Origin of the sequence: Nonomuraea sp. NPDC052129 (assembly GCF_040680095.1) — a bacterium.
GTDB lineage: Bacteria > Actinomycetota > Actinomycetes > Streptosporangiales > Streptosporangiaceae > Nonomuraea.
This window is the reverse complement of the sequence record NZ_JBFAVX010000010.1, coordinates 195,779-208,297: the sequence shown is the minus strand read 5'-3', so window position 1 is coordinate 208,297 and position 12,519 is coordinate 195,779. Positions and strand designations below refer to the sequence as shown.

Annotated in this window: 11 protein-coding genes; 5 read left to right on the top strand and 6 right to left on the bottom strand. The window is 68.6% G+C overall.

Translation table 11 applies throughout. The annotated features are described in order from the left end of the window. Window positions 1–193 precede the first annotated feature (193 nt). Complete coding sequence (locus AB0L53_RS23680; protein WP_363997465.1) at window positions 194–1,759, top strand: DUF4434 domain-containing protein; 1,566 nt, start codon at window positions 194–196, stop codon at window positions 1,757–1,759. A 69-nt stretch (window positions 1,760–1,828) separates the two neighbouring features. On the opposite strand, the gene AB0L53_RS23675 is transcribed toward AB0L53_RS23680, so the two are convergent. Both AB0L53_RS23675 and AB0L53_RS23670 read right to left on the bottom strand, forming a co-directional pair. After that, window positions 1,829–2,962: a hypothetical protein gene (locus AB0L53_RS23675; protein ID WP_363997462.1), complete on the bottom strand. Its 1,134-nt coding sequence runs from the start codon at window positions 2,960–2,962 to the stop codon at window positions 1,829–1,831. Between the two features lie 270 nt (window positions 2,963–3,232). Further along, a complete protein-coding gene (locus AB0L53_RS23670) occupies window positions 3,233–4,423 on the bottom strand; it encodes an FAD-binding oxidoreductase (RefSeq protein ID WP_363997459.1) in 1,191 nt (396 codons plus the stop codon). Between the two features lie 206 nt (window positions 4,424–4,629). On the opposite strand from AB0L53_RS23670, the gene AB0L53_RS23665 reads away from it, so the two are divergent. Further along, a complete protein-coding gene (locus AB0L53_RS23665; protein WP_363997457.1) occupies window positions 4,630–5,958 on the top strand; it encodes a hypothetical protein in 1,329 nt (442 codons plus the stop codon). After that, window positions 5,955–6,755, top strand: a complete 801-nt coding sequence (locus AB0L53_RS23660) for a transporter substrate-binding domain-containing protein (protein WP_363997455.1) — start codon at window positions 5,955–5,957, stop codon at window positions 6,753–6,755. The genes AB0L53_RS23665 and AB0L53_RS23660 overlap by 4 nt, the downstream gene beginning before the upstream one ends. Here AB0L53_RS23660 and AB0L53_RS23655 read toward each other — a convergent pair. The 4 genes from AB0L53_RS23655 to AB0L53_RS23640 form a co-directional block, all read right to left on the bottom strand. Continuing rightward, entirely contained in the window at window positions 6,752–7,753 is a 1,002-nt protein-coding gene (locus AB0L53_RS23655) for an ABC transporter substrate-binding protein (RefSeq protein ID WP_363997453.1), read from the bottom strand. The genes AB0L53_RS23660 and AB0L53_RS23655 overlap by 4 nt on opposite strands. Window positions 7,754–7,948: 195 nt before the next feature. Beyond that, window positions 7,949–9,052 (bottom strand): Gfo/Idh/MocA family oxidoreductase, encoded by a 1,104-nt coding sequence (locus AB0L53_RS23650; RefSeq protein WP_363997451.1) that lies wholly within the window; start codon window positions 9,050–9,052, stop codon window positions 7,949–7,951. Then, window positions 9,049–9,792: a sugar phosphate isomerase/epimerase gene (locus tag AB0L53_RS23645; protein WP_363997448.1), complete on the bottom strand. Its 744-nt coding sequence runs from the start codon at window positions 9,790–9,792 to the stop codon at window positions 9,049–9,051. Before AB0L53_RS23645 ends, AB0L53_RS23650 begins: the two co-directional genes overlap by 4 nt. A gap of 205 nt (window positions 9,793–9,997) precedes the next feature. Next, window positions 9,998–10,756, bottom strand: a complete 759-nt coding sequence (locus AB0L53_RS23640; RefSeq protein ID WP_363997445.1) for a GntR family transcriptional regulator — start codon at window positions 10,754–10,756, stop codon at window positions 9,998–10,000. Between the two features lie 76 nt (window positions 10,757–10,832). Here AB0L53_RS23640 and fxlM point away from each other — a divergent pair, with 76 nt between their 5' ends. Both fxlM and AB0L53_RS23630 read left to right on the top strand, forming a co-directional pair. After that, window positions 10,833–12,227, top strand: coding sequence for a methyltransferase, FxLD system (gene fxlM, locus AB0L53_RS23635; RefSeq protein ID WP_363997442.1), 1,395 nt, complete (start codon window positions 10,833–10,835; stop codon window positions 12,225–12,227). Between the two features lie 60 nt (window positions 12,228–12,287). Next, window positions 12,288–12,515 carry a hypothetical protein gene (locus tag AB0L53_RS23630; protein WP_363997439.1) on the top strand — a complete coding sequence of 76 codons (228 nt, stop codon included), beginning with the start codon at window positions 12,288–12,290 and terminating at the stop codon, window positions 12,513–12,515. Window positions 12,516–12,519: the final 4 nt, after the last annotated feature.

Genomic DNA, 12,519 nt, shown 5'->3' with positions numbered 1-12,519 from the left:
CGAGCGGACACTCGCGCGAGGAGGTCATGTGGTATCCGGGTGGATCCTGCGCGGGTTCGCGGCTGTGACGGTGCTGGTCGCCACCGTCGTTCCTGGGACGCGGGCCGAGGCCACGGCACTTTCTCCGACGCTTGTTGTGACACCCGCTGCGACGACCTCTGCCACGACAACGCCTGCCACGACAACCTCTGCCGTGACGCCGGTCGACGCGGGGTGTCCGGCTCGGGACACGCGCGTCGACGCGCCGTACGCGATCACTGGTTACTGGTTGGTGCCCCGCTCGGACCCGTGCGTCACGCGGCGGACCGTGGAGGCGATCCACGGGGTCGGCGGCGACACGCTCATCACGTTCGGCCCGCGTCTGGCGCCCAGCCGGGTCGACCGGGCGGGACGGCTGCTGAAGGAGGGCGGGCCCGACCCCGACTTCACCGGCTGCGTCGAGAACGGGAAGACGTGCTACCGGGCCGCTCGGGAGGCGGTTCCGCGCATCCGCCGGGTCTACGGCTACGCGGCGAACGAGCTGTTCGGCGACGGTCTGCTGCGGTGTCCGGGCCTGGACCGGCGGATCGAGAGCGGTGAGCGGGTCTACTACCGGCTGCTGCTGGGCAGATCCTGCTCACGCGGCCCGTACGACCTCGTGCTGATCGCCACCGACGGCGACGGGCTGGGCAACCTGATGGCGGAGGCGGCCGCGTACGGGATGAAGGTGTTCCCCGGGCTGCCCGCCGCGCCGCAGGACGTCAAGCGGCCGTGGCTGCCCGACCTCACGCACCTCGGCGCCGTGACCGCGTTCACCGAGCGGGTGCTGACGGACTACCGGGGCAGGTACGGGGCGTCGGCGGCGTTCGCCGGGGTGTACCAGTCGTTCGAGCTGGCGGTGAAGTCGCGGCCCAGCGCCGATCCGACCATCGACCTGTACCAGGCCCAGCACACCGTGGTGGCCGCAACGCTGCCGGGGAAGAAGATCCTGGTCAGTCCCTACTTCGACGCGCGCAGGGACAAGGGCTTCCCGCCCGAGCGGGTGGGGCCAGGGCTGCTCGCCATCGCCGCCACCGCGCACGGCGCGCCCATGATCGTCGCTGTGCAGGACGGGCGCGGGACGGGCAAGGTGCCCGTGTACGGCCGCGACGAGGTGGACGCCAAGGTCGATCGCCGGCTGGTGCCGATGGTGGGAGACGTCACCAACCGGCAGGCGTACTACGGCTCGACCTACGACTACCTCCAGGCGGCGGCGCGGTCCCGGCCGCCTGGGGTGGAGCTGTGGATGAACGCGGAGGCCTTCGAGCCCGCCCCGGTGGACGGCGAGTGCGGCCGGGCCGACCCACTGCCGCTACGCGGCCGGACGACGAAGAAACGGCTCGACGCCCAGGTCATGGCGGCCGGCGCGGCCGTGACCAAGGTGATCTCCTACGGCTGGGACCCGTTCCTGACCTGCCGGCTCAACTGGATGACCCCGTCGTTGAGCGACGACCTCCACGCCTCGTGGAACGCGCCGCTCGTCGTCGGGGCGACCAGGAACGCGGCCGGGATCGCGATCACCGGCCGCAACCTCGCGGGCGGGACGATCAAGGTCCAGTACGCTCGGGCCGGGGCGGGGATGAAGACGGTGACCGTCGCCCAGGGCCCGGACGAGGCGGGTGCCGCCTGGGTCCCCTTCACCACGCCCACCGACGTCGATCCCCGCCGGCCGTTCCTCTACATCACCGCCGTGAACGGCACCGGCCGGTCCAGCACCAACGCCTACGTCATTCCCTCGTAGCGGACGCGCCCCAGCCCCTGAGGCAGGCAGCCTTGCTTTGAAGACCTGAGCGATATCCGGCGACGGGCCCTATTGCTGCCAGTTCTCGCATACGAGCCCGTCTGTGGTTCGCATGAAGGCATGGGGCAGCCAAGCTGCCGCAGGCGAGGTCTGTGTGTTGGTGATGCCGATGCCCGCGTCGATGGTATGGCCAGTCGGATTCCCGTGATCCTCCCAGACCGGATTGGTGCCGTCCCACCGACAGGCCCAGACGGAGTTGTTGCCGTCGGTCACGAAGACCCGTGCGTATTGGGAGCCGTTGTTCATGTCCAGGACGCTTATCGCACCCAAACCGATATTGGCGTTGTGGTCACTCGGCGGGGCGCCCATGTTGAGCCAGGTGCCGTCCTGACAGGCCCAGAGGTCGCCGGTTGATGCGCTCAGAACGAAGCAGCAGGGCTGCGGGAGCTCCTCCGAGGTGCTCATGATGTTCGCCGCACCGGCCGATCCACTGATCACCGCGGGGTAGCGAGGCCCACCAAGGGCGGTCCATCGCGTGGACACCATGTCCGTGACACCGAGCCACAGCTGCCTGTCGCCGCCCCACACATAGACCTGCAGGCTCTCCTCGCCGGTTCTCTCGTCCGGGACGGCGAGAACTCCTATCGAGGAGGCGATCGCGACGCCGGGCGAACCCATGTTGTACCAGTTCCAGGACGACACGTTCCACCAGTTCACCCACGCATTGCCGTCGCTGCCGGTTACGACGGCGAAGGGGGCGAGATCCAGCGTCCGCTTCAGCGCGACCGTCACCGCGCCGAGGCCATTGAGAACGTCGACGCTCGCCGGCTGCCCCTGATCGGACCAGATCCAAGTTATGCCGTTCCACCAGCGCACCCAGAGATGTCCATCTCGCACGACGAACGCGTATGGTCGATTCCCTTTCGGATCGTCGTCGAGGGCGATGACACCAACGGGTCGGTCGACCTTTCCCCCTTGGTCGACCCATTCCCAGATGTCAGCGGGGTTTTTCCAGAGAATCCACAGATGACTGTCATCCCCTCGCACGAATACGAAAGGACGGGAGGCCGTCGAGACTGTCGTGTCCTGGACCGCCACCGCACCGATCCCGTACGTCACCCCAGGGCCGGGCCTGCCGAGAAGAGCCCACTGCCATGACGTCGGGATGGAGGCGCCGGCCCAGGGCAGCGAGGCCACTGCCATGGCTCCGAGGCTGCTCCCCAGAAAGGTTCTGCGAGAGAGCTCTGGCACGACGACGTCTGCTGGGAATTGTCTGCCGCTGTTGCCGCCGTCGGATAACTCCGGCTGGTCGTCAGGACGTTGCTTGTTTGCTGACATCACTTCTTCCGCTCGCGATCTGAGTGCAAATGTCACGGCAATTTGAACGCCAGTCGCTTGATACGCGATTAGTAGCGAGTTGCAGCACCGAGACCGTCCAGTTTCGCGGTTTCGCGGTTTCGCGGGTGCCCGGGGTCACCCCGTTCGGGAGAAGCGCCCCGGGCGGAAGTCCTCCAGGAGCGGATGCCCGGTGCCGGTGAGCACCTCGTACGCGGTGAGTTCCCCGGCGATGAGCCCCAGCGTCGCACCCGAGTGGGTGAACGCCACATGGCAGCCGGGCACCGACTCCAACTCGCCGAAGACCGGCTCCCCGTCCGCCGGTATGGGTTTGCGGCCGAGCCGCCACGACGCCGCCTGGAGGGTGACATCACCCTGGAACAGGGCGGACGCCTCGGCGACGAGCTCCTTGACGTACTTCTCGTCGATCGAGCAGGAGCCGTCGTCGTGCTCGGTGATGTGCTCCTCGTACCAGCTGTGGTCGATCGCGAACGTCGACCCGGGGTTGGGGCGCATCGCCGCGCGCGGCGTGTTCAGCACGGTCACGACCTCGGTCTCGACCGGCTCGGTGATGACGAGCATGGACAGCGGGGACGCGTCCGGCAGGTCCACGCCGAGCTCCGCGAGCACCGCCGGGGTCTGCGCGCCGCAGGCGGCCACGACGGCGTCGCCACACCACGACGTGCCGTCGGCGCCGCGCACTCCCCGTGCCCGGCCGTCCTCCACGATCACCGAGCAGCGTCCCGCGCCGGTGACGAGCCGGCCCCCGCGACGGACCAGCTCGTCGGCGAGCTCGCGGATCAGGTGGGGGAGGGAGACCCAGCCATCACCCGGATTGTGGATCGCGAGCCGCTCACCCATGCCCACCCGGACCCCACTGACTCGCTGGCCCACGTCCCCGCCCGCCGGGACTCCGCCGCCGGCGTCCGCGCGGCCGATGGGAGGCGACTCGGAGCCGTGCCCGTCGACGAGGTGCGACTCATACCCGTTCGCGACCTCGTGCGCGTGCCGCGCGCGGGTCACCTCCGCTCCGCCGGGGGTGGTCCACCACAGGCCGCCGTCGAAGCGCAGCCAATCCCGGCTCGGATCGGCGGCGAACAGCGTGCGGTAGCGGTCGATGCCGAGGAGGCGCAGGAGATGGTACGAGCTGGACCGCATGCCCGCCGAGTTGAGCCAGGACAACGAACGTCCCGACGCGCCGCCGGCGAGCTCCGATTCGGTGACCAGGACGACCTCGGCGCCGCCGCGTACGAGGTGCACGGCGGTGGACACGCCGAGAATGCCGCCCCCGAGGACGACGACGCGCCGGGCCGCGGTGTGGTCTGTCATGTGACTCCTGACTTCGTAGAGCGGGTATGGGCACGTTAGCTTCCGGCGGCCGAACGGGGGCAAACCTGTCCTCTTCGACGGTGTGGCCGACAGCCCCTCTTGCGGATCTGTCGCTTCCGCGGCCATGCTCGAATTTCCCAGCACGAGTCGATCTCGGGAGGCGCGTTGCATACCGACGATCCCTGCGTCTCCCGCCGGAGCGGCCCATGACAGTGACGGCGACGCCTGCGATCAGGCGCGAGAAGTCGGTCTCCGGGCGGGTGCGTACGCTGGCCGGGCTGTCCCTTCTGACGCTGGCGCTCCTGCTGGCCGCGATCCTGGCCGGCGCGGCGAGCACGGGCTCCGGCTTACGCACCATCGGACATGACGCCGGGCCGCAGGTCCTCGCCACCACGGGCCTGTATCGGCAGATGTCGGAGATGGACGCGCTGGTGGCCGAGACCCTGCTGCTGGGCAGCGAGTACGGCCCCCAGCAGCAGGCCGACCTGACCAACTATGACCAGCGCCGGCTGGAGATCTCCGAGAGCCTGCTCAAGGCGTACCGGCTGGCCCTGGACAATCCCGCCGAGCAACGCACGGTCGAGTCGCTGATCGAGGGCCTGGGCCGCTACGAACGGCTGGCGACCCAGGCCCGGCTGCTGGACGTGCAGTCCAAGCACACCGCGGGACAGCCGCCCGACAATGTGGTCCAGGCCTATCAGAAGGCCACCGACCTCATGCACCGCGAACTGCTTCCCCAGGCCTACAACCTGACCCTGGAAACCGGGACGATCGTCCGGCGCGCGCACGTCGCCGAGCGCTCGGCCACCTCGTTGGCCCGCTTCGCCGTCATCGTCACCGGGCTGCTCGCGCTGGCCTGCCTGCTGGGTCTGCAGACCTACCTGACCCGCAGGTTCCGCCGGGTCTTCGCGCCGGCCCTGGTGGTCGCCACCGTGCTCACCGCGGCCGGTCTGGTGACGGGCACGGTCCTGCTCAACCGGCAGGGCCAGGCGCTGGACGAGGCCAAGCGCGGCGGTTTCGACGCGGTGCTCACCTTGACCAGGGCGCGGGCGATCAGCAACAGCATGCACGGAGACCAGAACCGCTACCTGCTCGACCGCTTCCGCAAGGACACCTACGAACACAACTTCCTGGACAAGTCACAGACGATCGCGGCCGTCGACTCCACCAGCCTGCCTGACTACCAGAGCAAGCTGCGGGCCGACTTCCAGGGCCTGCTCGGCAGCCTGACGGGCCAGGACCGGGAGCGCCTCTTCGCCGTCTACCAGAAGTTCCAGCAGGCGGACGCGCGGATGCGGACCATGACGGCCGAAGCGGCGATCAAATACTGGGACGGCGAGCTCACCCAGACCTACGAAAGCTACGACAAGATGCTGGAGGAGCTGGTCCGGCGGCACGAGTCCGACTTCGAGCGCGCCATCGACAGCGGCGACGGATCCCTGGAGACGCTGTGGCGGTTGATCCCCGCCGGGCTGGCCGCCGGCGCCCTGCTCATCCTGGTCGGGATCTGGCCACGGCTCAGGGAGTACCGGTGAGAAAGCTGTTGATCTGCCTGACGCTGCTGCTCACGGCCTGTGGAGCGGCGCGGCCGGAATCCCTCGTGGACAAGGACGAACTGGTCGTCGCGATCCGTTCCGACGTCCCGCTGATCAGTTTCAAGGGGCAGGACGGCGTGTACTACGGCTTCAACATCGACGTGGCCAAATATCTCATCTCCCGGCTGGGCAAGCAGATCCGCTGGCTGGAGATCACCGCCGGCGACCAGCTCAACGTGCTCACGGAGGGTCGTGCCGACCTGGTCTTCGCCCACATGTCGGTGACCCCGGAGCGGAAGAAGGTGATCGACTTCGCCGGGCCGTACCACGTCGACTTCCAGGACATCGCGGTACGGCCGGCCGACAAGGACGTCATCCGCGACGTCCGCGACCTGGCGGGCCGCAAGATCTGCTGGGTGCGTGGCACGAACATCGCCCAGCGGATCATCGACGAGCGCCGGGTGAAGGCGATCGCCGTCCCCGCGCCCGACTACAACGTCTGCCTGGAGATGATCAAGGACGGCAGGATCGACGCCATCTCCACCAACAGCCAGATCCTGGCGGGGCTGCTCACCAAGCCGGGCGTCGACCTGCACCTGGTCGGCGCGACCTTCAACGAGCAACGCACGTCGATCGGCATTCGCAAGGGTGATGTCGACGGCTGCGAGGAGCTCAACCGGGCCATCACCGAGATGTACCAGGACGGCACGGCGAACATGCTGCTGGACAAGTGGTTCGGCAAGTCGGGCATCGACCTGTCGGTGGTCTCGGTCCCGCAGTTCGAGGGCTGCTCCTAAGTGGGTGGCCGGGCGATCTCCGCGCTGAACCTGTCGACGAGTGCCTGTTTGGCGCGCCCGGCGACCTCCACGTTGTACGAGACCAGCTTGACCGTCGCCGGGTCGGCCGCCTTGGAGTGCGCCGGCACCGTTGTGTTGGTGGGCAGGGCGTAGAAGTTCACCAGCGGCCCCAGCCGCTGAGACTCTCCGCTCAGCGCCCAGTCGACGTACTTGCGTGCGCTGTCGGGGTTGTGGGCACCGGCCAGTACGGCCAGGCCGCCGAGCTCGTAACCCGTGCCCTCCTGCGGGAAGGTCACCTGCAGGTTCGGATAGCCCTGCTCCTGGGCGGCGACGCAGTCGTGGGAGAAGACGACGCCGACCGCCGCCTCCTCCTTGGCGGCCTGCAAGGCGGCCGCGCTGCCGGAAGAGTTGTACCTCAGCACGTTCGGGTGGAGGCTGCGCATGTAGCCGAGTGCCTTGTCCTGGTCTCGGCCGTTGAGCTCCACCTGTGTCCACAGGGCTGTGTAGGCGGTTCCGGAGGTGGCCGGGTGGGCGATGGCGACGCTGCCGCGCAGTCGCTCGTCCAGCAGCTCCCGCCAGGAGCGGATCGGCTGCAGGCCGCGCTTGGCCAGCTCCTTGGTGTTGTTGCAGAAGGCCAGCACACCGGCGTAGATCCCGCTCCAGGCATACTCCGGATCGGCCCACCCGTGCCGGATTTCACTGGCTTTTTCGGATTTGTACGGCGCCAGCAGCCCTTGACCCTTGGCGGCCACGTAGGAGTCGGCCGGACCGCCATGCCAGACGTCGAACTCCTGCCGCGCCCTGGCCGCCTTGATCCGCTCCAGCGCCTCCCCACTCGACAGCCGGACGAATTCGGCCTCCACGCCGGTGGAGTCGGAGAACCTCTTGACCATCATCGCGCACCACCGCTCGCTCGCGCCGCACGCGACCGTGATCTTGTCCCGTCTCGGCGTCGAACAGCCCGTGGCCAGCAGGATCGCGATCAATGCGATGGCCAACGGCCTCATTGCCACTCCCGGGGGTTCGTCGACGTAGCGCCCACGTGCCGATCCCATTCGACACTCCGCCAGGAGGTCACGCAACCGATCTCCACTTGAGGCCGGTCTGCTCACGCGTGAGGCCGGTCTGCTCACGGTCGGCCGCCCAAGCAAGAGCGGGCCAAGCGAGAGCAGGCCGGCCTGGCACGTCTACGTCTACGTCAGCGTGGCGGCGTGCGGGTCCCAGCCGTCGGGGAGCGGTGGTGGGGTGGGTGACGTGGTGTGCAGGCGGCGGGCCTCGCCGTCCTCTCCGGCGTCGCCGATGGCGGTCATGATCTCCAGTACGTGCTGGGCGAGCGCGCCCGAGGCCCGGTGCGGGGTCCCGGTACGCAACGACCTGGCCATGTCCAGGACGCCCAGGCCGCGTCCGGCCGTCGTACCCGTGACGGGCAGTTCCCGCCACTCGGCGTCATGCGGACCGCGGGCCAGCAGTTGCCCGTCGAAGTTGTTGGGGTCGGGCAGCGACAGCGCCCCCTCGGTGCCGATGATCTCGATCGTCTGCCGGCGGATGGGCGAGTCGAAGCTGAACGTCGCGGTCGCGCTGGCGCTGCCCGCGAAGTCGATCAGCGCGTTGACGTGCGTGGGAACCTCCACCGCGAACGCCGTGCCCGCCTTCGGCCCCGAGCCGATCACTCGGTGGTCGCGGGCCCGCCGGGTGCTGGCCGTGACGCGGGCCGCCGGGCCGAGCAGGGCGACGAGGGCGGTCAGGTAGTAGGGGCCAAGGTCGAAGAGGGGACCGGCGCCACGCTGGTAGAGGAACTCGGGATTGGGGTGCCACGACTCGGGGCCGAGGCTCTGAAAGGCGGCCGTGACGCCCACCGGGGTACCGATGAGGCCGGAAGCGAGCGCCTTGGCCGCCGACTGAAGCCCCGCGCCGAGGAAGGTGTCGGGGGCGTTGCCGACGAGCAGGTTGAGGTTCGCCGCCTCCGCGGTGACCTTGGCCGCCTCGTCCATGTCCAGGGCCAGCGGCTTCTCGCTGTACACGTGCTTGCCCGCGCGCAGCGCCGCGAGCGCCACGGCGGCGTGCGCGGCCGGGATCGTCAGGTTGACGACGATCTCCACCTCCGGCACCGCCAGTACGGTCTCGACGGTGCCGGAGACCGGCACCTGGTGCTCGCGCGCGGCGGTAGCGGCCCTGGCCGTGTCGAGGTCGGCGATCCCGAGCACGCGAACGTCGGGGAAGGAGGACAGCTGACGGAGATAAGTGCCGCTGATCACACCGGCGCCGACGATGGCGACGCCTACGGGTCCGGAGCTCATGAAGCGCTCAGCTCGGTGAGGTAGTCGTGGCTGCCCGCGAGCGCCTCGAAGATGTCGCCCGCGCAGCTGTCGAGCTCCACGATCCGCCAGGTGTCCGGGCTGGCCGCGAGGATCTCCGGCACCGGCATGATGCCCTGTCCCACGGCCACGTGCGGCTCCTCCTTGACGCCCGGGCCGTCCTTGACGTGCAGCGCCAGGATCCGGGAGGAAAGACCGCGCAGCAGGGCGGGCACGTCGGCGCCGCCCACGGCGGCCCAGTAGGTGTCGATCTCCAGGAACACCTCCGGAGCCAGCAGGTCGGCGAGGGCCTCCAGGGCGTGGCGGCCGTCGATCCGCGGCTCGATCTCCCACCAGTGGTTGTGGTAGCCGATCCGCATGTCGTACGCGGCCGCCTGCTCGGCCAGGCCGTTCAGCAGGTCGGCGGTCCTGGACAGGCCGTCGCGCGTGGTGAACTCCTCCTCCTTGATGCCGCCTGGGATGATCACCAGGTCGGTGCCCACGGTGGCGATGGCGTCGAAGACCTCGGCCGGCTCCCTGCTGAGCAGCGCGTAGGCGTGCGTGCTCGAAACGGTCAGTCCGAGATCGTCGGCCACCTGCCGGAAGCCCTTGGGATCGCTGGTGGGGTCGAAGGGCTCGACGGCCCCATAACCGATTCCGGCTATCCGGCGCAGCACGTCGTTACGGTCGGCGGCCAGTTGATCCCTCACGGAGTAGAGCTGCACGCTGAGCGGCTTGGTCACTTCGGCTCCCCTGACTGCTTTTAGTCCACAATCTGTACATAATCCTCCGAGGTGGATCAGGCATCGTCAAGGGAGTACGGCCCGTCGTCCCACCAGTCGGGACAGCCTTGGCGGACGGGTCATCGTCGCGGGTCGGGTCGCTCGGGTAGCTGCGCTTTCACCCCTGCGAGAAGGGCGCTATCTGATGCCCTTCCGGGCCAGTAGATCAGACTGGGTCGGCGCGGTAGCGGTAGCGCAGCTTCCACTGGTAGGTCGGCAGGACGTAGAGGTTGACCTTCACCGGCTGGTCGTCACGGGTCAGGCCGATGTGGAAGATCTCGTAGACCCGCTGGTCGGGAGTCATGCGCAGGAAGCGTGCTTCTTCGTCTGTGGGTGGCCGGACGTCTACGTCTTCCTGGATATCGACCTGGGCATGGCCGAGTTCGGACAGGCGGCTGCTGATCCCGCCCACGCCCGGGTCGCGTTCTGCCATCGGGGTGCCCTCCGCGATTGAGCGGGGGATATAGGTGGTGACGATCTGGATGGGCACGCCTTCGGCGTACATGCGCCGGGCGCGGATGATGACGCTGTCGCTGTGGGGATCGACGCCCAGCACCTCGGCGACTTCGGTGGGCGGCCGGCCAGGACCGATGGTGGTCTGGTTGTCCAGGGTGTAGCCGAGCTGTTCGAGTTCGCTGGCCAGCGACCCGCGGGCTCCGCCGCGTTCTCGGTGGGCGCGGCTGTGCCGTACGGCTGCGTTGCGCAAGATCGGGGGCAGCTTATGAACGTAGGTGCCGACGCCCATGTGCACGTAGACGAGCCCTTCGGCCTTGAGGATCTTCAATGCCTTGTTGACCGTGGCCCGGTGAACGCCGAGCTCGTCGGCCAGGGCGTCTTCGTTGGGCAACAGCGAGCCGCGCGGATATGTGCCGTTGTGGATGGATCGGCGGATGGTGTCGGCCACCTGGCGGTATGTGCTCGTCACACTCTCACCCTATCGATAGTACGTACTACTTACTCGTTGACCCTTCAGGCTGAGAGGGCTATGAAGTATGTAGTACATGCTTCATAGGCATCTCAGGCCGTCGGCTCGCATGACCAGGGCCAACGGCGACCCCGCACTCCCAGCTCACGCCCGTGTCCTATCGGAGGCGTGGGGCCGCCAACACCAGCGATTCGCAAGAGGCGAGGAGACCCGCTTGAATACGCTCCACCAGGTGGAAACCAACACCGTAAGCAAGGAAGAAGGCACAGACCGTGCGTTTCGTGACGCCATGGTCGACAAGCTGCGTGACTGGGGAGGCGTAAGCACAGCGCCGGTGGAGGCCGCGATGCGTGCCGTGCCCCGGCACGTGTTCGTGCCATCGGCAACACTGGAGCAGGCCTACGGGCCTGACTCGGTGGTCACTCACCGGGACGAGAACGGAACAGCGATCAGTTCGGCGTCCGGCACTGGGGTGGTCGCGGGGATGCTGGAGCAGTTGGACGTCCAGCCCGGCCAGCGGATCCTGGAGATCGGCGCGGGGACCGGCTATAACGCCGCGCTGCTCGCCGAGCTCGTCGGGCCAGAGGGAAGCGTGACGACCGTCGATATCGGAGCCGACATCGTGGCCGGAGCCCGGCGCGGCCTGGCCGCAGCGGGATACGGCCGGGTGCAGGTCGTCCACGGGGACGGCGCAGCCGGCCACCCTGAGAACGCACCCTACGACCGAATCATCGTCACCGCGGGCGCGTGGGACGTGCCACCCGCGTGGCGCGAGCAGCTCGCACCAGGCGGGCGGCTGGTCGTCCCGCTGCGGATGCTGGGTGTCACCCGGTCGGTGGCGCTGGAACTCGACGGCGCCGTATGGCGAAGCGTGTCGATCGACGAATGCGGGTTCATGCCGATGCGCGGCCCGGAAGCCGTCGCGGAACTCAACCAGGAACTGCCCGTCAACAGCGGGGTGTGGATCCGCGTCGACGACGGACATTCGGTCGATGCGGACGTGCTCGGCGCGGCTCTGACCGGCGCACCGGCCCTGGTCTGGTCGGGGGTGGTGGTGCCGTGGGAACCGCTGGCGCATCTGGATTTCTGGCTGGCTGGCGCGACGGCGCCGATATGCCGGGTCCTCGTATCGGACCGGGCGCGGGAGGCGGGCCTGGTCGACCCGATCTACCCGTGGGGCAGCATGGGCTGCTACACGTCCAACAGTTTCGCGTACCTGGTCCGTCGTCCTGCGCCCAGCGACACCGCCCAGGAGATGATCGAGCTGGGGGCATGCGCCTATGGGCCCACCGGGGAGCAGCTGGCCGGCGAGGTCGCAGACCGAGTTCGAGCATGGGGCGCGGCCCGAGCCTGCGATGAGCTGGCGGGCCTGCGGATCGAGGTCCATCCGGTGGGCGCCGACGATGCCCCCACCGCCATGATCACGGCGGATAAGAAGCACAGCAGGGTGTTCGTCACCGCCGGCAGTTGACGAACACCGCTACCCCCTCGACCGCCCGGCTGAGGGGAAATGTCCACAAGTGGAGGCCGTATGGCACTCAGGACCAGCACATCGACGCTCAAAGCGCCCGAGCGGGACGACCCGTTGGGCCTGACCGAGATCGGGCCGCTCGAGGTTCCCGACCTCTTCAACCTGGACTTCCAGGTTGGGCCGGTCCACGAACTCCCCGGCCCGATGCTTTCCGGGGACTGCACCAACGACACCTGTACGGGCACCTGCCTGAGCTGCGGCTGCAGCAAGGGCTGCGACGACGGCTAGACCG

Excerpts from the sequence above, each read along its gene's own strand:
- AB0L53_RS23675 (WP_363997462.1), bottom strand. The coding sequence starts at position 2,962 with ATGGCAGTGGCCTCGCTGCCCTGGGCCGGCGCCTCCATCCCGACGTCA.
- AB0L53_RS23670 (WP_363997459.1), bottom strand. The coding sequence starts at position 4,423 with ATGACAGACCACACCGCGGCCCGGCGCGTCGTCGTCCTCGGGGGCGGC.
- AB0L53_RS23665 (WP_363997457.1), top strand. The coding sequence starts at position 4,630 with ATGACAGTGACGGCGACGCCTGCGATCAGGCGCGAGAAGTCGGTCTCC.
- AB0L53_RS23650 (WP_363997451.1), bottom strand. The coding sequence starts at position 9,052 with ATGAGCTCCGGACCCGTAGGCGTCGCCATCGTCGGCGCCGGTGTGATC.
- fxlM (WP_363997442.1), top strand. The coding sequence starts at position 10,833 with ATGCTTCATAGGCATCTCAGGCCGTCGGCTCGCATGACCAGGGCCAAC.
- AB0L53_RS23630 (WP_363997439.1), top strand. The coding sequence starts at position 12,288 with ATGGCACTCAGGACCAGCACATCGACGCTCAAAGCGCCCGAGCGGGAC.